This is a genomic window from Pseudomonas sp. F007 (genome assembly GCF_057814275.1).
This window is the reverse complement of the sequence record NZ_JBVATA010000005.1, coordinates 295,665-319,359: the sequence shown is the minus strand read 5'-3', so window position 1 is coordinate 319,359 and position 23,695 is coordinate 295,665. Positions and strand designations below refer to the sequence as shown.

Sequence of the window (23,695 nt, the reverse complement as noted above, 5' to 3'; positions counted from 1 at the left end):
TTGGCTTCTCATGACGGACTCCCTGCTTCTTCGACCCGCACTTCGCGAAACATGCCGGTTTCCATGTGCAACAACAGGTGGCAGTGATAGGCCCAACGCCCCAGGGCGTCGGCGGTGACCCGATAGCTGCGGCGGCTGCCGGGTGGCATGTCGATGGTGTGTTTGCGTACCTGGAACTGACCGTGCTCGTCCTCCAGGTCACTCCACAGACCGTGCAGGTGAATCGGGTGGGTCATCATGGTGTCGTTGACCAGGGTAATGCGCAGGCGCTCGCCATACACCAGCCGCAGCGGCTGCGCATCGCTGAACTTGATGCCGTCGAACGACCAGGCGAATTTCTCCATGTGTCCGGTCAGGTGCAGTTCCAGGGTGCGCGAGGGCTCGCGTCCATCAGGGTCGGCAAAGCGGCTCCGCAGGTCGGCGTAGGTCAGCACCCGGCGGCCGTTGTTGCGCAGGCCGATGCCCGGATCGGCGAGTTTCGGGCTGGGGTTCATGGTCTGCATGTCGACCAGGGGGTTGGCGGTTTCCGAAGCCGGGTGGCTTTGCATCGGCGCGGTCATGCCAGCCATGTTGGCGTGGTCCATGCTGCTCATCTGGCTGTGGTCCATCCCGGCCATCCCGGCCATCGGCGCGCCATTGCCGTGGTCCATGCCCATGTCGGCCATGCTGATCAACGGGCGGGGGTCGAGCCTCGGCACGGCGGCGCTCAAGCCCGGCTGCACGGCCAGGGTGCCACGGGCATAGCCGCTGCGGTCCATGGCCTGGGCGAACAGGGTGTAGGCCGGGGCGCCGGTGGGCTCGACGATCACGTCGTAGGTTTCGGCGACGGCTATGCGCAACTCGTCGACGCTGACTGGCTCCACGTATTGGCCGTCGGCGGCGACCACGGTCATCTTGAGGCCGGGAATGCGCACATCGAAGTAGCTCATGGCCGAGCCGTTGATCAACCGCAGGCGCAGTTTTTCACCCTGGGCGAACACACCGGTCCAGTTGCTGTCGGCGGTCTGGCCGTTGAGCAGGTAGCGGTAGGTGACGCCGCTGACATCCGCCAGATCGGTGGGGCTCATCTTCATCTCGGCCCACATCGCCCGGTCGGCGACGCTGGCGCTCCAGCCGTCGCTGGCGACGTCGTCGATGAAATCACCGACCGTGCGTTTATGCCGGTTGTAGTAGTCGGACTGTTTTTTCAGGGTGTGCAGCAAGTGCTCGGGTGGCTGGTCGCTCCAGTCGCTGAGCATCACCACGTAGTCGCGGTCGTAGACGAAGGGTTCCGGCTCGCGGGCCTCGATCACCAGCGGACCATAGACCCCGGCCTGTTCCTGCAGCCCGGAATGGCTGTGATACCAGTAGGTGCCGTTCTGTTGCAGGGTAAAGCGGTATTCGTATTGGCCGCCGGGGGCGATGCCGGCAAAACTCAGGCCCGGCACGCCATCCATGTTGGCCGGGAGGATGATGCCGTGCCAGTGGATCGAGGTGTCCTGTTGCAGCCGATTGCGTACGCGGACGGTCACCGTGTCGCCTTCGCGCCAGCGCAGCAGGGGCCCGGGGATCCCGCCGTTGATGGTCATGGCGGTGCGTGGCGTGCCGCTGAAGTTGACCGGAGCCTCGCCGATCCACAGGTCGAACTGGCTGCCGCGCAGTGCCGTTTGGTCATTGACGGCCCAGGCCGTTGGTCGCCACAGCCCGGTGCCCGCCAGCAGAGCGCCGGCGCCGAGGCTTTTGAGCAGGGATCGTCTTGAAGGAGTGCAAGGCATGGTCACGTCTCGTCGCGGGTGTGACGAGACTTTGCACAGCCGGCGCTGTCAGCCAGCTGAGGGGCGCATTACAGTTGTGTCAGCCGGGGCATCCATCGGTCCGCACAGCGCATGCGAGCCAAATGCCACTGTGGCCTGTACCATGTGGGCGCGCAGGCAGTCGTGCTGCGCCGCACACCGGATTCATCTATCAAGTTCAGGAACTCGCAATGACCCAGTCGCAACGTTTGAAATACTCGATTCTGATTTCCCTGCTGGTGCTGGCGATCATGCTCGGGCTGTCGTATCTGCAGAACGCCGGGAAAATCAGCGAGCAGCTGTTCCAGTACATCGCCATTGGCGTGGCAGTGACGGTGGTGGTGATCAACGGCGTGATGCGTCGCAAGGTCAAGCCCTGAACGACGCCCCCGTTCAGTCGAAGCGCTGCAGCAGGGCGATCGCCTCGGGGTGCAGGCTGTAGCTCTTGTCCGGATTCAAGACGATCACGCCTTCGCTGCACAGGCGCTTGAGTACTTCGCGCACGCTGAGAAAGGACAGCGGAATGTCCAGTTCCAGCAGGTGAGTGTGCACCCCACGGACCCCGACCGGGTGGCCGCTTTCGGAGGCGCTCAGCAGCGCGTCGATGACCTTCAGGCGGATCAGGCTGGTGCGCAGGCCAAAGTGCTTGAGCAGCTGTCGAATCCGCTCGTTGCCGTGGCGCTCGGCACCCTTGCCGAATACACCCATCTCCTGACCCAGGGAAACACCTTGCGGCATTGGTTTACCGTCCGTTGGTAGCTGCGAGTTGTACATGCAAAAAACTCCTTATCAGAGCCTGATCAGGAAATTGTGATAGATGCTCTCTGTCATTAAGACGAATGAGCTGCACAAATCATGAAGGCTTGAATGTAGAAATTTTGTCGAAAGTACGTGAGCGCAGGGTTAGGCACCGGTATTTCGGGCCGATGGCGCAGGCAATCTGGATGAACGCGGCGCTCTCCGGTTTTTCGCGGGCAAGCCCGCTCCTACAACGGCAGCGAGTTGAGGATCGGGTTGCCTTCGGCATTGCGGCTCAGGTAGACCGGCAACACTTGGGGCAGCGACGGCACCAGGCTGTCGATCTGACTGATGTTGTAGACGCCGCCGATGCGGATCATTCCGGTGGCGTGGTCGGCCAGCATCACCGGGGTTTTCAGGTAGCGGTTGATCAGCGGCAGCGCGTCGTTCAGCGTCAGGTTGTCCAGTACCAGCCGGCCATCACGCCAGGTCAGCGAGGTGTCGTTGGCGTAGGTCTGGTTGATCTGTGGCTGGTAGTCGCCGCCCTTGAAGCGGGCCTGCATGCCCGGGCCGAGGCGCAAGCCATCACCGCGCTGGGCGTCGTTGCTGGTGACCAGTACCGAGCCTTCGACCAGAGTGACCCGCACCTGGTCCTGGTATTTCCAGACGTTGAACTGGGTGCCGGTGACGCGAATCTGCCCATCCGCCGCCTTGACCACGAACGGGTGGCTCGCGTCATGACTGACCTTGAAAAAGGCCTCGCCCTGTTTCAGGGTGATCCGGCGCTGGTCCTTGTAGTTGCTGTAGGTCAGCACCGTGCCAATGTTCAGTTCGACCTGGCTGCCATCGGCCAGGGTCACCTGGCGCAGCGCCCCCTGTGCCTCGAAGCGCTCGTAGGAATCCGGCAGCCAGCCCAGTTGCCAGCCGCTGTACGCCGCCAGGGGTAGGGCCATGGCGCAGACCGCCGCGGCGATTGCCAGGCGTCGCCAGGTCGGGCGGCCCAGGGGTTTGACAACCGCGGGCAGGGGCTCTGCACGCGGCAGGTGTTCACTGACCTCCCAGATCTCCAGCATCGCTGCATACTCGAAGGCATGCAGCGGGTGCGCATCGCGCCACTGGATAAACGCCTGGCGCTCGGCAACCGTGCAGTCAGTGGCGTGCAGACGCATGCACCAATGCGCCGCAGCGTCGGTGACGGCTTCGTATTCTGCTGGCGTTAGGGGGGGTTGGGTCATTGAGGCTTCCTGATTCCCTGCATTCTAACCTTCGCGACCCTCTGGCGAGAACAACCATCATGGCGATTGCACATCAATGAACGATTTTTTTCGTTTACTCACCACCCCGATCAGGGAACTGCCGGCACTGTCCTGATCGAGGGGCGAACACGCGCTCAAAGCGCGTTCAAATCATCGACACGGTCTACGTCATCGGGACAGCAGGAGCCGCATCAAGCTGGCGGCCCATCTCACAGATCATTCGCGCCACGGAGTCGGCGTTGCGCAAAATGGTGTCGATCCGACGGTCTGCGGAGCCGGTATCGAAAAATGCCGTGCGCGCTGCGCCCATGTCCTGACCACCGGTGGCCTCCCGGATCACCTGGCGCAACTGACGGATCCCCGAGGTCTCGTCGAAGTCCTCCCAGGCTTGCCGTTCGTGGTTCCACAGCGCAAACAGCTCCTCGGCGGGCGTGGCGAGCGACAGGGCCTGCCGCTGAAAGGTTTCCAGCGACGCCTTGAGTTCCCGATTTTCTGGTTTGAGGGTGGAAATCAGGTCACTGAAAGGTCGCCTGGCTTCCAGGCTGGCGATGTCCCAGGTGTTCGAGTACAGGTGTGAAAACTCATGGATCAGGGTGGCTGCCTGGGCGTGCGCGAGGATATCAAAGTCCTGCGTCAGGGTTCCGTTGTACTCCTCCAACCCCTGTTTGAAGAAGTGCTCGGTGAAGTGCACCGTCTGCAGTGCGTCTTCGGTGACCACGAAGGCGATCACCCCGGCCTCCGGATAGCGGTTGGCGCCCACGACAAAGCGCTTGTGGTCGAACTGATCCAGGGTGGGATCCACCAGCGCCTTGCACAACGGGACGATCGCGTGCTTGATCTTCTTCACCACCGATTCATTGACAATCGCAACATCGAAGAACGACCGGATGAACGCCTCCAGCCGCGGGTTCCGGGTGAGCGGGCCAAATTGCGCGAGGTTGTGCAAACTGTTGAAGGCATAGAACCGAGCCAGGTCCAGGGACTGGACAATCTGCCTGGCGCGCTCGGGGTAGATCTGGCGAATGGCATCCATGCCGCGCGCCTCGACATTGATGAACCGGTTCACTTCGGCACGCGTCACATACTTGTTGTGCAACGTCGACATGACCTTGCCGTAATGCACGCTATGGAGATCAGGGTCCAGCAGCCATTGCCCGTTGTGGCGCTGCAGCCAAGGGCCCGCGTGCTCGCCCCGGACGATGCGCGGCACCACGGCCTTGTGCTGGAATTGATAGACCTTGCCGTGTAGCGCCACGTAGCTGAGGGAGCTGATGGCGTCAATGCACACCCCATCGGCGTTCGCCGCCGCCAGCTGCTTGAGTTCCACAGCGGTGGTTTCGAAGGCGTGCAATTGAGTGCGCGCGGGGGACGTGGCCTCCAGCAGCGGATAGTCCTGAGGATTATCGCCGGCGGCAGCGGAGCCGGCTGGCTCGGGCATGACCTTGCCCAGCGCGACCATCTGCGAGACGCCGTTGATGAAGCTGTACAGCGCGGCTTTCCAATGATGCGTCTGCAGGGCCTCGGCCGACTGCTTGAAGGCACTGTAGCTGTGCCAGAGCAGCAGCGGCATCGCCAGTTTCCCGGGCAGGAAACGCAGCGCGAAGTGCACCCCTTTGCCGAACAACCCGGTTATCGTTTGCCAATTGGAGTGTTCGACCGGTTGCGCATGGCTGCCCAGCATCTGTGACAGCAGGGCGGCGTTATCGTCGAACAACTGCCACAGCAGGTTGCCCTGGATCGGGTGGTCGGCCAGCTGGATCCCGCGCTTGGCGGCGTTGGCCAACAGAGCCCTGCAGGTTGCTCGGTCTGCCTCGGGCAGACGCCCGATCAGCAGCGCCTGCAGCGGGCCGTCAGTGCTCAATTCATCAAGCAGCGCGCGTTCATCGGTGTACTCGGTAATCGCCAGCTCGGTTTCATAGGGCGCGTAAAGTACCTGCTGGCCATTGCTGCCTTCAGCCACCAGGTACACCCCCGGAACCTTGATCGCACCTCCCGCGTCACTCGTCAGCAACGCCAGCGCTCGCACGCTCGCCCTGGCACCGTCGACCGTGGCGCGGGCAATGGCATCCGGCATGTCGAACACCTGTTGCAGCAGGTTGTAGCCGTGGACGGTGAGCCTGCCCTGCAACTTCAGGGTGTGGGCGTGCAGCAGTAATTGCCAGGGCAGTTGCCGCTAGAAGCGTGGGCGCCGAGCCGTAACCTCGGGGCTGCTGCCGAGCAGCCGGTCGCTGAGGATCTTCTGGTAGGCGCCAGGGATATCCAACTGTAAGACCAGGGCACGCACTGCGCTGACATTCAGGGCGGCCGGCAGTGCCGCGGACTGGCTCGAGGTGATGCTGAAGTCGGTGGTTTCAATAAAACGGGCAGGGTTCAAGGCAAACTCGGTCAGGGTCTGTGCCGGCAGATTCAGCGATGGTGAGGGGGTGAGCCAGATCAGATCGGGATCCAGCTCGGCCGCGGCGTAACTGCGCGCCAGGCTGGCACGCAGTTGACTGCGGGCATGCTCGAGCAACGGATCGATGCCCGCCAGGTAGTCCAGGCCTTCGTCCGTGCTGAAGCGCACTTGTTCGAGCAGCTCGACGTGCCGCTGCAGATCGACGTTGCCGGCGGTTGCCAGCCAATGCGGCAGCCCTTGTCGCGTGATGATGGCCTGGGCGATCGCGGTTGTTCGCTGCACGTTCAACTCAGTGCCCAGCGGCGAGTACGGTTCGCGCTCGGGGAGCGTCGGGTCCGCCGCCTGTTGTAACGACCGGCGATGGGCGCGGGCGTCCAACAGCAACTCGATGGCCGATTGCTGACGGTCCTCAAGCACATTGCGTTCAATCAGGCGCAAGGCGCCCAGACGATAGGCACTGTCCAGTTGGTAGTCGCTGCGTGCGAGATTTTCCAGCAGCATCAGGCGCTCGATCGGGTGTGCCAGGCGCTTGCGCAAGAGGTCTGTGGCGGCGTCGAGCGAGCGGAACGATTCCAGCCCCATACTCGGCGTCCACATAATGGCGCGGCCGGCAGTGGAGGAGTCCTGGCCGCCACGCTCGGTCAACAACAGGCAATTGGCCAGGGGAATCAGCTCGGGCGTGCTCGGGTGCTCGAGGGTCAGCGACCAGGCATCCGGGCGAAAACCGTTGAGCAGCCTGCGTCGGGCACGGGTCGGTTGGTCTGGGTTGAGTACCGTGTCGACAATCGCCTTGTCTGCGATGCGCAGGGTTCTGCCAAGCACACGCAAGCGTGCCTCGCCACGAATCCCCACTGACATCGCCTGGGCAAGGTCCGGCTTGATCGACTGCAGGAAGGCTGCATGCTGCTGTGCGGTGCCTGCCGGTTGCGCAGCCGCCTTGAGGTCAAGTGCAGCCTGCAGGCTCTGCAGTGTCTTGATCTGCAAGGCCGCCTGCAGGGCCAGGACCAGTGAGGTACGAGGGTCGCTGGCGGCCACCGGCTGCACCTGCCAGCGTCCGCCGCCGGCAGTGCCAAGCAATTGGCTGTCGACCAGGCCGCGCACATCCAGCGCCTGGTCGAACAGCGCCTGGACATCGAAGGCGCCCGCGCTGTTGCGCCAGCTTTGCAACACGTGTTCGACGCTGTCCTGCTGCTTGGCGATGATGTCGTCGAGCATGCCCGCGAACACCGGCCCGGAGATCGCTGCCTGGGAGACCCGGGGCTGATCGAAACCGAGAAACAGATCCCTTTCACGCAGGCTCAGCAGGCTGCATAACTGATCGGCATGGCCATCTGTGACAACCATGGTCGACAAGGTCTGCTGCAGATCGTCGAGACTGTCCAGTACCTGCAAGCCACTGGGCTGGGTATACAGGTAGGCGTTCTCGTCATCGATCAACATCAGGCTGGCGGCCAGTTCCGCGTAGTGCCCGGGGGTCTCCCACAGGCGCACCTTTTGTGCCTGCCCCAGGCTGGATCCCGTGCTCACGCGTTGGCCGCCCAGCCCCAGGCGCGCACTCAACGCCAGACTCTGCTCGGGGCTGATGATCTCGCTCTGGCGCTTGAGCAGCAGGTCGGTGCGGGCTTTGTCACTCATGACTTGGGCAAACAACTGCCGACGATCCATGCCGTAGCCGACTGCAGTTTTCCAGTAGCATTGCAGCGCTTGTGCGAGCGTCATCGGCAGCGTGGAGGACAGCTGCTTGAGGGCCTGCTCCCATGCGCGCTGCTGTGACGCATCGCTGTTGGTAGACAGCCGATGGGGGTGGCTGAAGCGTCTGCCAGGTGGCACCTTCCAGGGTTGATGCAGGTAGTCGCGCAGCACCGCGGCAGTGATGGGCTCGTCGGGCAACAGGGATGAACCATTGCCATAGCTGACGCGCGTTTCGGCTTGCTCGACCCCCGGCATTGCCTGGCGCAGCGCCTGATTGGCGAGCTGCTCGAGCATTGTCGTCAAGGTCGGCAACTGTTCCAGTTGTTCGAGCAATTCTGCAGCGTTGGCCCGTTGGTTTTGCTTGAGCAGATCGGCCTGGGTCTCGAACACGAGGCCGTCGATGACTTCGCCGCTCAGTTGCAGTGCGCTGTCGTCCTTGAGTTCCCAGCGCCGTGAAATGGCCATGAATGCGCTGAGTTCGCTGCGGGTCGCGGCGGCCTTGAGCTGACTCTGCAACGAGCCCAACAAGGCCTGGCGGTCATCGAATTTCACCAGCCCGCCGTATGGCGTATACAACACGGCTTCAGCGCCATCCGCTGCGGGGTACATCATGAAGCTGCCAGCCAGGGGAGCCGCGTCGCGGCCAGGCAGGTTCAGCAAGATGTTTTCGACCGTCATCGGCGGCGTCTGGGCCGAGCGTTGCGCGTGGCTGGCCAGCTCAACGGAGCGCAGCCATTGCAGGTCGGCAAGGGAGAATGCCAGCGCCCGCAGGCGCGGCGTGAGGACTTGCAGGTCCTGCAGGGCCTCGGGGAAAAACAGCGGCAGGGAAGGTTCGGTCATGGCGTTGTCTCTGTGTTCGGCGACGACAGTGGGTCGTGCCTGGGAGAGACAACGCTAAGAGCCCGGCAGGCGGGCAGGGCGGTAGATAAGTGAACGGAGTGAGGCAAGGTGGCGAGCGCGGTGCAGCTCGCTCGCCACAGTTGCGGCGGCAGGGATTAACGGCGTCCCAGCAGCAACCCCACGACCAGGCCAAAACCGGCAGAGATCGCCACGGTCTGCCATGGATGCCCGCCAATGTAGGTCTCGGTCGCCTCGACCACCGGTTGGGTGCGTTCGCGCACGCTGGTCACGGAGTCGCGGGCCTGTTGCAGTTTCAGGGAGATCTGCCCCCGCAGGGTCTCGGCTTCCTCGCCGACCAGCGAGGCACTGCTCTTGAGCAGTTTTTCCGATTCTTCGATCAGCGCCTGCAACTCGCTGAAGGCCTGGTCCTTGATTTGCTCATCCTGGGCTTGTCTGGCGGTTCTACGGGCCATCGGGTGACTCCTTGCTGGTATGTGAAGATGAACAATGGAGTGTAGGCAACTGGAAAAAGTTGCAGCTTTTTTGCGCTGAATCCTCAGTGCACTGGAAATCCGTCTCTGGAGATTTCTGCCTACAGTGTAAGATGTCACCTATTTATGCAGCAGGTAACGCCCCCATGAGCTTCAATCTGGCCAACAAATCCCTCGCCGAGCGCGCCGCGCTTGAAGATGAAAAGTCCCGCCTGTTCGACCTCTGGCAGAGCAATCTGGGTAAATCCAAGGGCGAAGCGGCGCGTCTGTTCGGTGAGCGCGCCAAGCGCAAGGGCAAGTGGGCCGAGTGGGTCCGTGCGGAACTGGACGCGATGTCGCCGCCGGAATTCGCCAACATGGTGCGCAGTGAAGTCAATCGCCTGATGGCCGCCAAATAATCCCCGACAGCGGTTCAGCGACTGAAACTGGCGACAATCGCCTCGCGCACTTTCAGCAGCAATGGATCCAGTTGGCTGCTGGTGCGCCAGCCCAGTTCGATCGGGTAGCGCGGCAGGTCAAGCGGGCAGGGCAGTAGCGCCAGGCCACTTAGCTCGGCGATGGCCTGTGCGGCATGCCCGGGGATGGTCGCCACTGCCTGGCTGCCTTTGAGCAGAAACGGCAGTGCGGCAAAATGGCTGGTGGAGGCGCAGACCCGGCGCCCCAGGCCCAGACTGGCCAGGCCCTCGTCGGTGATGCCAATGAACCCGCCCGACGACACCAGAATGTGCTCGCGCCGGACAAACTCCTCCAGCGCCAGTGTTTGCTGCCCCGGCGTCAGGCTCGTGGCGTCCACCAGACACCGGTAGTCGCCCTCGCCGAGGATCTGGCGGCTCAGCAGCCGCTCGCTGAAACCCCCGGCGCAGATCGCCATATCGAGGCTGCGCTCCATCAGGGCCTGGGCGACGATCTGGCTGTGGCACTGACGGATAATCAGGCGCAACTTCGGCGCCCGGCGGGCAATTTCCTCGATCAGCCGACGCCCGTAGGCAATCTCGAAATCATCCGACATGCCGACGATCACCGAGCGGCCGTCGTAGTCTTCAGCCGCCGGGTCGACCATGGCCAGGCTTTGCCGGCATTTGTTCAGCGCCTCGCTGAGCAGCGGTTTCAACTGATTGGCCCGCAAGGTGGGTGCCAGGCCACGGCCAGTGCGCACAAACAATTGATCGCCATAGACCTCGCGCAAACGCCGCAACGCCGCGCTCACCGCCGACTGGGTGACCCCCAGGCGCAGCGCCGCCCGGCTGGCGCTGGACTCGTCGTGCAGGGCTTCAAAGACTTTCAGCAGGTTGAGGTCGACGTCGGTGATATTCATATGGCTCATATCATTTAGCAGCGAATGGGGCTTTATTGATGATCCATGGCCGCCGGAGAATGGGCAACACCTCATTCTCAGGGAGTCACCGTCATGCCCAAGTCCATCGTTGCCGCACTGCAGATCGGCTCCTTGCCAGGTGGCAAGGGCGAAACCCTGGAACAGATTCTTTCCTATGAACAGGCAATCATCGACGCCAGTGCGTCACTGGTGGTAATGCCCGAAGCGCTGCTGGGCGGCTACCCCAAGGGCGAAGGCTTCGGTACGCAACTGGGGTATCGGCTGCCGGAAGGTCGCGATGCCTATGCCCGCTACTTTGCCAATGCCATCGACGTACCAGGGGCGGAAACCGAGGCCCTGGCGGGATTGAGTGCACGCACCGGCGCCTATCTGGTGCTCGGCGTGATCGAGCGGGACGCCAGCACCCTGTATTGCACCGCGCTGTACTTCGACCCGCAGTGCGGGCTGGTGGCCAAGCACCGCAAATTGATGCCCACCGGTACTGAACGACTGATCTGGGGCAAGGGCGACGGCTCGACACTGCCGGTGCTCGACAGTCCGCTGGGGCGGATCGGCGCCGCGGTGTGCTGGGAGAACATGATGCCGTTGCTGCGCACCGCGATGTACGCCAAAGGCGTGGAGCTGTGGTGTGCGCCGACGGTGGACGAGCGCGAAATGTGGCAAGTCAGCATGCGCCACATTGCCCATGAGGGACGCTGCTTTGTGGTCAGTGCCTGTCAGGTCCAGGCCTCGCCCGCAGCAATTGGAATCGAGGTGAGCAATTGGCCGGCGGAACGACCGTTGATTGCCGGCGGCAGCGTGATCATCGGGCCGATGGGGGACGTGCTGGCCGGACCGCTGCGCGATGGCCCGGGCCTGTTATGGGCAGAAATCGATACCGATGAACTGGTCCGCGCCCGTTATGACTTTGACGTGGTTGGGCACTACGCGCGCCCGGACGTGTTCGAGTTGAGCGTCGACCAGCGGGCCAAACCAGGCGTGCGCTTCATTTGAGCCGGCGCCATTCCTGGCGGGTGATTTCCCAGGTCTCGCGGGCATAACGCCCACCGACGAACTCATCGTCGTCGACTCGGATCAAACGCATCCCGCTGCGCTCCGACAAGCGCCGCGAGGCCAGGTTGGGCGAGGCCTTGGGCACCCGCAGGCAATCGCGGCCAAGGTCCTCGAACCAGTAGCGGGTGACCTCGGCGCAGGCTTCGGCCATCAGCCCCTGACCTTGCCAGGGCAGGCCCATCCAGAAGCCACGGTTGTTATCCTGCTCGTCCATCAGGCTGATGTTGCCAATCAACTGTTCGGGCGCCGATTTCAGGCGCAGCGACCAGTGCCATTCCTCGCCCCGTTCAATCGCTGGCAGGGCGATGTCTTGCAGGTAGTGCAGGGCGCCGTCCTCCGGGTACGGCCAGGGCACCTGGGCATTGAGGTAGCGCACCACCTCCCAGTGGGCGAACTGTTGCTGGATCGCCTCGGCGTCCGCCAGTTCCAGCGGCTTGAGGATCAGGCGCTCGGTGTACAGGGTTGGGTAATCGGCCATGCTGCAAAGCTCTTCCTTGAGACGGTTAACGGGCGCCCGCCAGCGGGCTGGCCAGGCTCAACTGGCCGCTGTCGACAAAGCGCTGGGTGCCGAACAGCCCGCCCGCGAGCTTGCCACGCAGCACATAGGGCAGGTTGTCGAGGGATTGGGTCTGGCTCAGGCCGAGGGTCTGGCGCATCACTGAAAAAGCGGAAATGCTCACCGGCACCGTGACCACCGTTTCGGAAAACCGGCCGATGCTGCCCCGTTGATCGCTGACCCCCGACGCCAGCGGCTGGCCATTGACCTCGAGGTTCAAGGCCACGCCGTTGTAGTCGATCGGGTTGTCGTTGGGGTTCTGCACGCGGATCTTCACCGCAAAACGCACTTCCATGCCCTGGCTTTGCAGCGGTTCAAGGCCCACCACGTTGATGTTCAGCGGGTCGCGGTCCGGGAACAGCGCGCATCCGCCAAGGCTGAGGAGCAACAGGCACAGGCCTGAGAGTAACAATCGACGCATGGTTGGGCTCTTGTCATCAAGGGTCGAACCCTCACGATTCGACCCTGCTGGCGTCAGCCGTTCAGTGACGCGATCCGTGAGGGCTGACGTCCGGATTTTCCATGACCTGCAGGACCGACGCTTCGGGGTCGAAGTCGTCCTCTTGCAGTTCGATGAACTCTTCCGGGAGGAACATGTTCAGCACGATAGCGCACAACGCGCCGACGGTGATCGGCGATTCGAAGATGTTGTGCAGCGCCTTGGGCAGTTCGCGCAATACTTCCGGGACCGCCGCCACGCCCAGGCCCATGCCCAGGGAGATCGCCACGATCAGCATATTGCGCCGGTGCAGCCCGGCTTCGGCGAGGATCTTCACCCCAGCCACCGCCACCGTGCCGAACATCACCAGTTCGGCGCCACCGAGCACCGGCTTGGGCATCAGTTGCAGCACCGCGCCAATCATCGGGAACAACCCCAGCAACACCAGCAGGCCGGCAATGAAGAAGGCCACGTAGCGACTGGCGACGCCGGTCAGTTGGATCACCCCGTTGTTCTGCGCAAAGGTCACCATCGGCATGCTGTTGAACACCGCGGCCATGGCCGAGTTGAGGCCATCGGCCAATAGCCCGGACTTGATCCGGCGGATGTACACCGGACCCTTGACCGGCTGCTGGGAAATCATCGAGTTGGCGGTCAGGTCGCCGGCGGCTTCCAGCGGCGACACCAGGAAAATCACCGCCACCGGAATAAACGCCACCCAGTCGAAGTTGAAGCCGTATTTGAACGGCACCGGCACGCTCATCAGTGGCACGTCGGTCATGTTGGCGAAGTCGACGTCACCCATCAGCCAGGCCACCAGATAGCCGAGGGTCAGGCCAATGACAATCGCCCCGAGGCGCAGGAAGGGCACGTCGACCCGGTTCAGCACGACGATGGTGCCCAGCACCAGCGCCGCCAGGGCCAGGTGATGGGCGCCGCCCAGGTCGGTGGCGCCAAAGCCGCCGGCAATGTCGGTCATCGCCACCTTGATCAACGACAGGCCCATCAAGGTGATGATGGTGCCGGTGACCACCGGGGTGATCAGCATGCGCAGCTTGCCGATGAACTGGCTCAGCACCACTTCGATAAAGGCAGCGAAAAAGCACACGCCAAAAATCGTCGAAAGGATCTCGTCGGTGCCGCCGCCCCGGGCCTTGACCATGAAGCCGGCGCTGAGAATCACGCTGATGAACGAAAAACTGGTGCCTTGCAAACACAGCAGTCCCGAACCGATGGGGCCGAAACGCCGAGCCTGGACGAAGGTGCCCAGGCCCGAGACGAACAACGCCATGCTGATCAGGTAGGGGATTTCACTGTGCAGGCCCAGGGCGCTGCCCATGATCAGGGTCGGGGTGATGATCCCGACGAAACTCGCCAGCACGTGTTGCAGCGCGGCGAAAAGGGTCGCGGTGAAATGTGGGCGGTCGTAGAGGCCGTAGATCAGGTCGGAATGCGGGGCAGTTTTTGCGTGGGCGGATGAGGTCACGGGAAAGGTGCCGGTAGGGTCAGGTCGGAAAAAGGAGGCGCAGGATGCCAGAAAGGTCTACTCATCGACAGTGACAACAGACTAAAGCATTGAAAGTTATCCCGTATTCGCCCATCGAGCTATTGAGCGAAGGCCGCCAGCAGATCCTCCTCGAACGCCAGTTGCGCATCCCCCGGCACCTGGGCGCGATGCCGGGCCAGGTGGAAGGCCACCTCGAAACTGTGTTGCGGCTGGCCGATGGCCTTGAGCAGGCCCTGGTCCTGCCAGCTGCGGGCAAAATGCTCGGGCAGGTGGCCGACGTGACGGCCGCTGAGGATAAACGCCAGGGTGCCTTCGACCTGTTCCGAACGTGCCGAACCGACGCGGTTGTGCAAGGGCAGGTCATTGCGCAGGAAGCGGTAGGGGTGTTCCACCAGGTCGCTGGCCGCCAGCGCTGTGGCGTCGGGGTCCGGCAGGGTAAACAGTGGATGGCCGGCGGCGCAGTACAGATGCTGGGTTTCGCTGAACAGCGGGCGATAGTCGAAGGCGCTCTGGGCCTGGGAGAAGTAGCCGATGGCCAGGTCCAGCCGTTGCTGCAACAGCAGGCGCTCCATTTCTCCGGGCATCGCGCTGAGCAGTTCCAGGCGCACGGACTCGTCGCGCTGGCGAAACTGGCTGATCGCCCGCGCCACCCGCTGCACCACTGAGGGGTCGAGGGCTTCAGAGAGCCCGAGGCGCACTTCACCGATCAGGCGTCCGGCGACGCCGTTGGACTGATGGCGGAAAGTCTCGATGGACTCGAACAGACCACGGGTCGCCAGCAGCAATTGCTCGCCCTTGGCCGTCAATTTGAAACCGCCCTTGCCACGGCTGCACAGGCGATAGCCGAGGCGGGTCTCGAGCCGGGCCATGTGCTGGCTGATGCTCGACTGGCTCAGCCCCAGTTCACCCTGGGCTGCGCTGAAGCCTCCGCACTCGACCACGCTGACGAACAGGCGCAGCAGTTGCAGGTCGAGGTCGTGGAGTTGACCGAGCATCAAACATTACTCCTGGATAAAGTCAGGGTGATTAACTTGAGATTTTAACGATGTATCTTGCCCTGCATCCTGCAAGCACTTCAATGACTCCAGGTGCTGGTCATGGCTCTCAAGTTTGCGTTTCCCGCGTTGCTGCTCGCGGTGGCGGTCTCGGCCCAGGCTGAAGACCCGGTGCTGAATCTCTACAGTTGGGCCGATTACGTGGCGCCGCAGACCTTGCAGCGCTTCGAGCAGGAAACCGGGATCAAGGTGCGCTACGACACCTTTGACAGCCCGGAAGTCCTGGAAACCAAGTTGCTCACCGGCGGCAGTGGCTATGACGTGGTGGTGCCATCCTCCAGTGTGCTGGCTCGTGGCGTAGCGGCTGGGGCATTGCAGGCCATTCCCCACGATTCGCTCAAGGGCTACGCCAACCTTGATCCGGACTTGCTGGAAAAACTCGCGGCTGTCGATCCTGGCAACCGCTTCGCAGTGCCTTATACCTGGGGCACCCTGGGCTTGGGGATGAACGTCGAGGCGGTGAAAAAGCGCTTGCCGGACGTGCCGCTGAACAACCTCGACATCCTGTTCAAGCCCGAATACGCCAGCAAACTCAAGGACTGCGGGATCGCCATTATCGACTCGCCGCAAGAGGTGATCGGACTGGCGCTGCATTACCTGGGTAAAGATCCCTACAGCACCGACAAGGAGGATCTGGCGACCGCCCAAGCCTTGCTCCTGCAATTGCAGCCGTCGGTGCAGTATGTCGCCAGCGGGCGGCAGATCAACGACCTGGCCAACGGCAGCGTGTGCCTGGCCCTGGCCTACAACGGCGATGCGAGCATGGCTGCCGATCAAGCGCGCAAGGCCAACAAACCCTTTGAAATCGCCTACCGAATTCCGACCCAGGGCACTTTGGTCTGGCAGGACAACCTGGCGATTCCCAAGGATGCGCCGCACCCCGAGGCCGCCCGCAAATTTATCGAATTCATGCTGCGCCCCGACTCAGTGGCAGCGCTGACCAACACGCTGTTCTTCGCCACGGCCAACCAGGCGGCGACGCCGCTGGTGGATGAGGCCGTGCGTAATGATCCCGACATCTATCCACCGACTGCCGTGCGCGAGCGGCTGTACGCCGACCGCAGCATGAACCTGAAAGACATGCGCCAGCGTACCCGCTTGTGGACCACCTTCCGTAGCCGCCAATAACAAGGATTGCCTGATGGACATTTCCGAACACAACGACCAGGCCATGACCCGCGACAGCCTGTACGGCACCGCCGCCGAAAGCACCTACGCCGGCATCACCAGTTTCATGCGCCGACGTTACACCCGCGATTTGCGCGGGGTGGACGTGGTGGTCAGTGGCGTGCCATTCGACACCGCCACCAGCAACCGTCCCGGCGCCCGTTTCGGGCCGCGGGGGATTCGTGCGGCATCCACGGTGATGGCCTGGGAACGGCATTGGCCGTGGACCTTCGACCCGTTTGATCACCTGGCGGTGATCGACTACGGCGACTGTAATTTCGACTACGGCTCGCCCCAGGACACGCCGGCCTATATCGAGGCCCACGCCGATAAAATTCTCGACGCCGGTTGCGCAATGCTGACGATGGGCGGCGATCACTTCATCAGCTATCCCTTGCTCAAGGCCCATGCGCGCAAACACGGCGCGCTGTCGCTGATCCATTTCGACGCCCACAGCGATACCTGGGCGGACGAAGAGGGCGGCCGCATCGACCACGGCACCATGTTCTGGCACGCCGCCAGGGAAGGCCTGGTGGATCCATCGCGCTCGGTGCAGATCGGCTTGCGCACCACCAACGACGATCACCAGGGCTTCGCCGTGCTGGATGCTCGCCAAGTGCACCAGCGCGGCTGCGCGGCGATCGTCGAGGCGATCCGCGCCCGGGTCGGCGATAACCCGGTGTACCTGACCTTCGACATCGACTGCCTCGACCCGGCCTTCGCTCCCGGCACCGGCACCCCGGTGTGCGGCGGCCTGAGCACGGCCCAGGCCCTGGAAATCCTCGGCGGTTTGCGCGGGATCAACCTGGTGGGGATGGACGTGGTCGAGGTGGCGCCGGCCTATGACCATGCCGATATCACTTCGCTGGCAGCGGCAACCCTGGCCATGGAGATGCTGTGCCTGTATGCGGCGCGGCATAAGGTGGATCGTTAACCCCTGTAGGAGCTGGCTTGCCAGCGAAGAGGTCGGCACCTGGGACATCTGTGGTGCCTGACACTACGCCTTCGCTGGCAAGCCAGCTCCTACAGGGAGTGCGGTGACATAGATCCTGTGTGAGCCAGCCTGCTGGCGATGAGGCCAGCAGGTCCACCGCAGAAATCTGGTGAACTCGAAAATCCAGTAGTGGCAATGTCGCATGCAATAATGGGTGTTTTATCCCATCACCCAAGGGCCAGCATGACCTTCGACTCGCCCCTCAGCGCCTATCAATACGCCATCAACCAACAGGGTTTCGTCACCGACGCTGCGCAAGAGCGCGCGGTACAGGCCTTGCAGCAGTGTCACCAGGCGCTGCATCAGGGCCAATCGCCGATCTCCGGGGTTTACCTGTGGGGCCCGGTGGGCCGGGGCAAGACCTGGTTGATGGATCAGTTCTACCAGACCCTGCAGGTGCCAGCGCGACGCCAGCACTTTCATCACTTCATGGGCTGGGTCCACCAGCGTTCGTTTCAACTGACCGGCACCGCCGATCCCTTGCGCGCACTGGCCCGGGAGCTGAGTGCCGAGGTGCGGGTGCTGTGTTTCGATGAGCTGTTCGTCAACGACATCGGCGATGCGCTGATTCTCGGCCGGCTGTTCCAGGTCATGTTCGATGAAGGCGTGGTGATGGTTTGCACCTCCAATCAGCCACCGCAGCAACTTTATGGCGACGGCTTCAACCGCGAGCGCTTCCTGCCGGCAATTGCCGCGATCGAGGCGCATATGCAGGTGGTGGCGGTGGACGGTGGCGAGGATCATCGCTTGCACCCAGGGGTGAATGTGCAGCGTTATTGGGTCAACCAGCCGCAGGCCATTGCTGCGGTCTTTGACCAATTGACCGAGGGTCAGTCGGTGTCGAGTGAACCGTTGGCGTTGGGCTATCGCACCGTGCAGGTGGTCAAGGCCAGCGAGCGGGTGCTCTGGTGCCGCTACGCCGATCTGTGCGAGCAGCCGTTTGCGGCGATGGACTTCATGGCCCTGTGTGATCGCTTCCGCGCCATCCTGCTCAGCGAGGTGCCCAACCTCAGCGCGCAGCCACGTGCGGGACGCATTGCCCGGGGCACCGAAGACGCCAGCGCGCAGGTCGAGGCCGGTGATCGCGAGTTGCCCCAACTCTCGGTACACGATGACAGCGTGCGGCGTTTTATCGCCCTGGTCGATGAGTGCTACGACCGCAAAGTCCCGCTTTATCTGGAAGCACAGGTGCCAATGGATGAGCTGTACACCCAGGGCTACCTGGCGTTCCCGTTCCGTCGCACCCTGAGCCGCTTGAAGGAAATGCAATTGCAGCGCTTCGCCGACGTCTGAAGCAATGGGGGCGGGGTTGTGGGCAGGCGTGGCGCGCGTTAATGTCGATGGCCCCGGGCGACACCCGCAGGGAAGCACACTTATTGATCGAGGGAACGCAATGGACTCCGCAGACATCCTGATACTCCAGGCCAGCTACAGCAACCCGATTCACGCCGAGGCGATCTGCCTGGTGCTGGACCACTACGCGCAAGACCCGATGGGCGGCGGCCACCCCCTGGAAGCCGACGTCCTGCAGCAACTGCCAGGCGAACTGGCCAAGCGCCCTCACGCGTTCAGCGTGCTGGCCTTCGTCAATGGCGAGCCGGCGGGGCTGGTCAACTGTTTCGAGGGTTTTTCGACCTTTGCCTGTCGACCGCTGGTCAACGTGCACGACGTGGCGGTAGTCGACAAGTTTCGTGGTTTGGGCCTGAGCCAGAAGATGTTGCACAAGGTCGAGGAGATCGCCCGTCAGCGCGGCTGCTGCAAGATCACCCTGGAAGTGCTGGAAGGCAACGATGTCGCCCAGGCGGCCTACGCCAAGTTCGGCTTCAGCGCCGGCATGTTCGACCCGGCTCATGGGCGGATGATGTTCTGGACCAAGGGGCTTTGAGGTCTGGCCGATGACACTGTAGGAGCCGGCTTGCCGGCGAAGGCGTCTCTGAAAACGCTAAAGGCTTCGCTGGCAAGCCAGCTCCTACACAGCCAGCTCCTACACAGCCAGCTCCTACACAGCCCGCTCCCACAGTTGTTCAATCCCTGTAGGAGCCGGCTTGCCGGCGAAGGCGGCGAAGGCGGCGTGTCTGATGTACCCAGGGTCAGTTCCTACATCCGATAATCCAGGCTCAACGTCACCGTCCGCGGATCACCCCAGAACACGCCGTTGTAGAAACCAACGTTGTCGAAGTACTTCTCGTCAAACAGGTTATCGACGTTCAACGAAGCGCTGAGGTTCTTGTCGATCTCGTAGCGTGACATCAGTTTCACCACCGAGTAGCTGCCCTGATTGATCCGGCTGCGCTCGGTGATGATTCTGCCATTGGCGTTACGCCCCACTGGACGGTTGGCGGTGCCGTAGATATCGCTCTGCCAGTTCACCGCGCCACCCACCGTCAGTGCACTCCATTCCCCCGGCAGGCGATAGGCGGTGGACACCCGCAGCATGTTCAGGGGTTGCGCGGTGTTGTTGCGCTGGTCTTCACCGTTGACCGAGTGGGTGTAGGTGTAGCCGGCAGTCATGTTCCAGCCTGACGATACTTCGCCGGACACCTCTGCCTCAAAACCCCGCACCTTGTTGCCCTTGCCACCGGACTTGTAGAACTCTTCGCCGGTCAGCGGATCCGGTGGCACCGAGTCGTCGAGTTCGGCGACGTTGTCCTGCTTGCTCCAGAACACCGCGGTGGCAATGTTCAGGCGCTCGTCCAGCAAACTGCCCTTGAGGCCCACTTCGTAGTTCTGGCCGACAATCGGTTCCAGGTATTTGCGGCTGGCATCGCGCTCGGTCTGCGGCTTGAAGATGTCGGTGTAGCTGACGTAGGCGGTGTACTCCGGGGTGATGTCGTACAACAGGCCGGCGTAGGGGGTGAAGACGTCGTTTTCCACCTGGCTGCTGTGGTCGTTACCGGTGCGGTGATTTTGCTCATCGAAGGAGTAATAGTTGCTGCTGGTTTTCCAGCTGCCGTAGCGACTACCCAACACCGCGTGCCATTGATCGGTGAGGCTCAGGCGAGTGGCCAGGTAACCGGCTTTCTGCCGGGTGCTGTCGTTGGAGCCCTCGATGCCGGTATCGGTGTCGCGGAACTTGGGGATGTTGCCCATGTATTTCCAGTCGGGAATATTGTCGTAGCCCGGGGGCGTCGGCGCCTCCACCAGATACGGGCTCGAGGCACTGCGCTCGGCCTCGCCATAGCCGACCATCAACTCGTGCTCGCGGCCCAGTAACTGATAAGGGCCGGCAAAGTTGAAGTCATAGACCTCCATCTTCTGCTCGCCCTTCATGTGGCTGCGGTAGGCCACCATGCCGCTGCGGTCGTCGTTGGGGTAACCGCCACCGCCGTAGTAGACCTTGCCGTCGGTGTCGCTTTCGCGGTGGGTGTAGGCGGCTTTCATGTGCCAGCCGTTGCCCAGGTTCTGGTCGAGGTTGGCAAAGGCGGTCTTGTCCTTCAGTGGCCAGGAACTCCAGCTGGTCGCCATGTTGGTGGAACGTGGCAGGTTGGCCTTGTCGCCATTGGAATTCCAGTAGGGCACGGTGCCCCAGGAGGTGCCCTGGACATGTTTGTTCTGGTAGTCGTAGCCCACCGCCAGCACGGTGTCGTCGGTCAGGTCGGCTTCGAGAATGCCGTAGCCGACTTCGCGCTGCAGTTGATAGTGATCGCGAAATGACTTGCTGTCGCGGTAGGCCAGTACGCTACGGCCGCGCAGGCGACCATCGAAGGCCAGCGGTCCGCCGACGTCGACGTAGCTGTAGTAATCGTCGTAGCTGCCGCCGCTGACACCGGTCTTGGCTTCCCACTCGTGAGTCGGGCGCTTGCGCACCATGTTGATGGTCGCGGACGGGTCGCCGGCGCCGGTGGTCAGGCCAGTCGCGCCGCGCACCACTTCGATGCGGTCGTAGATGATGGTGTCGGAGTCGGACTTCATGCGCCCGAAGGTGTTGAGCATGCCGTCGATCTGGAAGTTGTTGATCGAGTAGCCCCGGGACGAATAGCTGACCCGGTCGGAGTCGTTGTGCTGGACGACGATACCGGTGGTCTGGCTCATGGCTTCGGACAGGGTCGAGAGCTTGAAGTCGTCCATTTGCTGGCGAGTGACCACGGAGACTGACTGCGGCGTTTCCTTGATCGAAAGATTCAACCGAGTCGCGGTGCTCATCGCACCGGTGGTGTAGGAATCGGTATTTTCGGTGGTGCTACCCAGGGCGAGAGCGTTGACGTTGGTGGTGTCCAACTCAAGGGCCTTGGCGGCCGGCTCCTGCTGTTTTTCGGTCTCGGTTTCCGCATGGGCGGTAGGGCACAGGGCAACACTGCACAGGCCCAGGGTCAGGGTCATGGAACGGGTGATAGGCGCGAACATCGCAGCCGACTCCTTGTCTTCGGGTGGAAAAATTCCGTTTGCTCAAAGACGAAGGGGGATCAGAGAATTTAGGCTTATTGCGAATAATTATTAATAATCTTTCCGTCGAGGCCTGCAGGGCTGCACGCCCGACGGAAGAAAAGGGGGGGGCTGGCACCCGCCCCCGAGGCATCACTCTATTGCTTGACCACGGCCGGTGCAGGCGCCTTCGGCTTCATCAGGCTGAAGTCGATCAGGGCTTTCTGTTCGACCTCGTAGGGATTGCCGATCAGCAGCGGGCGTGGCTTGAAGCTGTCGCTGACCAGGCTCTTGCTGCGGTCCAGTTCGTCGAAGCTCAGCCCGGCGAGGTCGGCCCAGGTGTGGATCAGGTGCGAGCTGCTGTAGGGCCGCTGCAAGTCACCGGCGAAGTTCCAATCGTGGTGCTCGCGCCATTTCGGCGAGGCCCAGGCCATGAACGGAATGGTGTACATAGGCGCCGTCGGCTTGGCTTCGTTACGGCCCAGGGTGCTGTGGCCGGCCGAGTCGAATACGTCTTCGCCGTGGTCGGAGAGGTACAGCAGGAAGCCGTTCGGATCGGTCTTGGCGTAGTCCTTGATCAGGCTGGAGACCACGAAGTCGTTGTAGCGCACCGCGTTGTCGTAGCTGTTGTAGGTCGGCAACTGGTCATCGCTGACACCGGGTGGCACGCCCTGGCGATCCTGGAAGGTGTCGAAGGTCGGCGGGTAACGGTACTGGTAGCTCATGTGCGTGCCCAGCAGATGCACCACGATGAACTTGCGCGGCGCGCTGTCGGACAGGGCCTTGGCAAAGGGTTCCAGCACATCACCGTCGTATTGGCGGGCGTTCTGGTTGCGGTTGTTATTCAGGTACACCTGTTCATCGGCCTGTTCGGAGAAGGTCGTGAGCATGGTGTTGCGCTTGGTCATGGTCTGCTGGTTGGTGATCCAGTAGGTCTTGTAGCCGGCCTGTTTCATCATGCTGACCAGCGACGGGGTCTTCAGGTACAGGTCCGGGTTCTCTTCATCGGCAAAGGTCAGGACCTGTTGCAGCGCCTCGATGGTGTAGGGGCGCGGAGTGATGACGTTGTCGAACACCGCCAGTTGATCCTTGAGCTTGTCCAGCTCCGGCGTGGTTTCACGCGGATAACCGTACAGGCTCATGCGCTGACGGTTGGTGGATTCGCCGATCACCAGCACCAGGGTCGCCGGCTGGTTGGCCATGGCGTCCTTGAAGTTGTGCAGCGGCGGCACCTGGCTGGCATTGTCGAGCATGCCCTGCATGCTGGCCAGGGTCTCACCGTAGCGGCGGTACGCCACCAGCATCTGCCAAGGCACGGCCGGCTCGATGCGGGTTTCGAATTTCTCGTAACCGGCGGCCAGACTACCGGTACGCGCGGTCTGCTTGACCAGCGGATAACCGACCACGGCCACCACAATCGCCGTGGCTGCCAGCAGCGCCTTGCCACGGGACAGGTACACCGGGCGCAGGCGGCTCCAGAGGAACAGCGCCACCAGGGTGTGGGCGAGGAACGCGGCGACCATCCACCAGGCAAAGTACTGCGTCATGTATTCGCCAGCTTCCGACACGTTCGACTCGAACATGATGAAGATGACGCTCTGCGAGAACTCCTGCTGGTAAATGAAGAAGTACCCCAGGCTCGCCATGGAGCAGGCCCACAGCACCACGCCGATGATCGCTGCCAGCAGGCGAGTGCGCGCAGGGAACAACAGCATCGGTGCCAGCCAGATGGCACTCATCACGAAGGCCTGGCGGAAACCGCTGAAGCCCGCGGTGTCACTCAACAGGATCAGCAGTTGGGTGATTCCGGAGAAATACCAGAAAAACAGGAACAGCCAGCCAAGGCCGGCCCAATCAAAACCTTTTGCAGGCGTACCGCTGCGTTCTAACGTCGCCATCCAGCGCTCCAGCATCATTCGTGACTTCCAGCGCCAGACAAACCTGGCTGCCGGTGCAAAAAAAACGCTCGAAAATCGAGCGTCAACAGTGCTTTACAGTATCTGTAAGGGGATGTGAAAAGTTTGTGAACAATGCCGTTGGGA

20 protein-coding genes are annotated in these 23,695 nt (G+C 62.5%); 7 read left to right on the top strand and 13 right to left on the bottom strand.

Annotated elements, in window-relative coordinates:
• Positions 1-8: 8 nt before the first annotated feature.
• On the bottom strand, positions 9-1,754 hold the full coding sequence (locus ACZYR5_RS14295; RefSeq protein ID WP_489090615.1) for a copper resistance system multicopper oxidase: 1,746 nt from the start codon (positions 1,752-1,754) through the stop codon (positions 9-11).
• A 209-nt stretch (positions 1,755-1,963) separates the two neighbouring features.
• On the opposite strand from ACZYR5_RS14295, the gene ACZYR5_RS14290 reads away from it, so the two are divergent.
• Positions 1,964-2,152, top strand: coding sequence for a hypothetical protein (locus ACZYR5_RS14290; protein ID WP_489090614.1), 189 nt, complete (start codon positions 1,964-1,966; stop codon positions 2,150-2,152).
• 13 nt (positions 2,153-2,165) lie between these two features.
• Here the strand turns inward: ACZYR5_RS14290 and ACZYR5_RS14285 are convergent, their stop codons facing one another.
• The 5 genes from ACZYR5_RS14285 to ACZYR5_RS14265 form a co-directional block, all read right to left on the bottom strand.
• A complete protein-coding gene (locus ACZYR5_RS14285; RefSeq protein ID WP_489090613.1) occupies positions 2,166-2,546 on the bottom strand; it encodes a fe2+ zn2+ uptake regulation protein in 381 nt (126 codons plus the stop codon).
• A 212-nt stretch (positions 2,547-2,758) separates the two neighbouring features.
• Positions 2,759-3,745: a FecR family protein gene (locus ACZYR5_RS14280; RefSeq protein WP_489090612.1), complete on the bottom strand. Its 987-nt coding sequence runs from the start codon at positions 3,743-3,745 to the stop codon at positions 2,759-2,761.
• Positions 3,746-3,929: 184 nt separating this feature from the next.
• Complete coding sequence (locus ACZYR5_RS14275; protein ID WP_489090814.1) at positions 3,930-5,933, bottom strand: dermonecrotic toxin domain-containing protein; 2,004 nt, start codon at positions 5,931-5,933, stop codon at positions 3,930-3,932.
• A gap of 6 nt (positions 5,934-5,939) precedes the next feature.
• A complete protein-coding gene (locus ACZYR5_RS14270) occupies positions 5,940-8,693 on the bottom strand; it encodes a hypothetical protein (RefSeq protein ID WP_489090611.1) in 2,754 nt (917 codons plus the stop codon).
• 155 nt (positions 8,694-8,848) lie between these two features.
• On the bottom strand, positions 8,849-9,166 hold the full coding sequence (locus ACZYR5_RS14265) for an ElaB/YgaM/YqjD family protein (RefSeq protein ID WP_489090610.1): 318 nt from the start codon (positions 9,164-9,166) through the stop codon (positions 8,849-8,851).
• Positions 9,167-9,330: 164 nt separating this feature from the next.
• Here ACZYR5_RS14265 and ACZYR5_RS14260 point away from each other — a divergent pair, with 164 nt between their 5' ends.
• Positions 9,331-9,582, top strand: a complete 252-nt coding sequence (locus tag ACZYR5_RS14260) for a hypothetical protein (protein ID WP_489090609.1) — start codon at positions 9,331-9,333, stop codon at positions 9,580-9,582.
• Between the two features lie 14 nt (positions 9,583-9,596).
• Here the strand turns inward: ACZYR5_RS14260 and ACZYR5_RS14255 are convergent, their stop codons facing one another.
• Positions 9,597-10,508: a LysR family transcriptional regulator gene (locus ACZYR5_RS14255; RefSeq protein ID WP_489090608.1), complete on the bottom strand. Its 912-nt coding sequence runs from the start codon at positions 10,506-10,508 to the stop codon at positions 9,597-9,599.
• Positions 10,509-10,592: 84 nt separating this feature from the next.
• On the opposite strand from ACZYR5_RS14255, the gene ACZYR5_RS14250 reads away from it, so the two are divergent.
• Entirely contained in the window at positions 10,593-11,513 is a 921-nt protein-coding gene (locus tag ACZYR5_RS14250; protein ID WP_489090607.1) for a carbon-nitrogen hydrolase family protein, read from the top strand.
• Here the strand turns inward: ACZYR5_RS14250 and ACZYR5_RS14245 are convergent.
• The 4 genes from ACZYR5_RS14245 to ACZYR5_RS14230 form a co-directional block, all read right to left on the bottom strand.
• Complete coding sequence (locus ACZYR5_RS14245; protein ID WP_489090606.1) at positions 11,506-12,051, bottom strand: GNAT family N-acetyltransferase; 546 nt, start codon at positions 12,049-12,051, stop codon at positions 11,506-11,508. The two genes, ACZYR5_RS14250 and ACZYR5_RS14245, sit on opposite strands and share 8 nt — an antisense overlap.
• Positions 12,052-12,076: 25 nt before the next feature.
• Positions 12,077-12,550, bottom strand: coding sequence for an LEA/WHy family protein (locus ACZYR5_RS14240; RefSeq protein WP_489090605.1), 474 nt, complete (start codon positions 12,548-12,550; stop codon positions 12,077-12,079).
• A gap of 61 nt (positions 12,551-12,611) precedes the next feature.
• A complete protein-coding gene (locus tag ACZYR5_RS14235; RefSeq protein ID WP_489090604.1) occupies positions 12,612-14,054 on the bottom strand; it encodes a nucleobase:cation symporter-2 family protein in 1,443 nt (480 codons plus the stop codon).
• Between the two features lie 119 nt (positions 14,055-14,173).
• Positions 14,174-15,070, bottom strand: coding sequence for a LysR family transcriptional regulator (locus tag ACZYR5_RS14230; protein ID WP_489090603.1), 897 nt, complete (start codon positions 15,068-15,070; stop codon positions 14,174-14,176).
• Between the two features lie 102 nt (positions 15,071-15,172).
• On the opposite strand from ACZYR5_RS14230, the gene ACZYR5_RS14225 reads away from it, so the two are divergent.
• The 4 genes from ACZYR5_RS14225 (at position 15,173) to ACZYR5_RS14210 (ending at position 19,176) form a co-directional block, all read left to right on the top strand.
• Complete coding sequence (locus ACZYR5_RS14225; RefSeq protein WP_489090602.1) at positions 15,173-16,258, top strand: polyamine ABC transporter substrate-binding protein; 1,086 nt, start codon at positions 15,173-15,175, stop codon at positions 16,256-16,258.
• A 13-nt stretch (positions 16,259-16,271) separates the two neighbouring features.
• Positions 16,272-17,231 carry an agmatinase gene (gene speB / locus ACZYR5_RS14220; RefSeq protein ID WP_489090601.1) on the top strand — a complete coding sequence of 320 codons (960 nt, stop codon included), beginning with the start codon at positions 16,272-16,274 and terminating at the stop codon, positions 17,229-17,231.
• Between the two features lie 243 nt (positions 17,232-17,474).
• The gene (zapE, locus tag ACZYR5_RS14215; RefSeq protein ID WP_489090600.1) at positions 17,475-18,584 is read left to right on the top strand and encodes a cell division protein ZapE; all 1,110 of its coding nucleotides are present in this window, start codon (positions 17,475-17,477) and stop codon (positions 18,582-18,584) included.
• 100 nt (positions 18,585-18,684) lie between these two features.
• Positions 18,685-19,176 (top strand): GNAT family N-acetyltransferase, encoded by a 492-nt coding sequence (locus ACZYR5_RS14210; protein ID WP_489090599.1) that lies wholly within the window; start codon positions 18,685-18,687, stop codon positions 19,174-19,176.
• Positions 19,177-19,388: 212 nt separating this feature from the next.
• Here ACZYR5_RS14210 and ACZYR5_RS14205 read toward each other — a convergent pair whose 3' ends face one another.
• Positions 19,389-21,635 carry a TonB-dependent siderophore receptor gene (locus tag ACZYR5_RS14205; protein WP_489090598.1) on the bottom strand — a complete coding sequence of 749 codons (2,247 nt, stop codon included), beginning with the start codon at positions 21,633-21,635 and terminating at the stop codon, positions 19,389-19,391.
• Positions 21,636-21,811: 176 nt separating this feature from the next.
• Complete coding sequence (locus ACZYR5_RS14200; protein ID WP_489090597.1) at positions 21,812-23,551, bottom strand: phosphoethanolamine transferase CptA; 1,740 nt, start codon at positions 23,549-23,551, stop codon at positions 21,812-21,814.
• Positions 23,552-23,695: the final 144 nt, after the last annotated feature.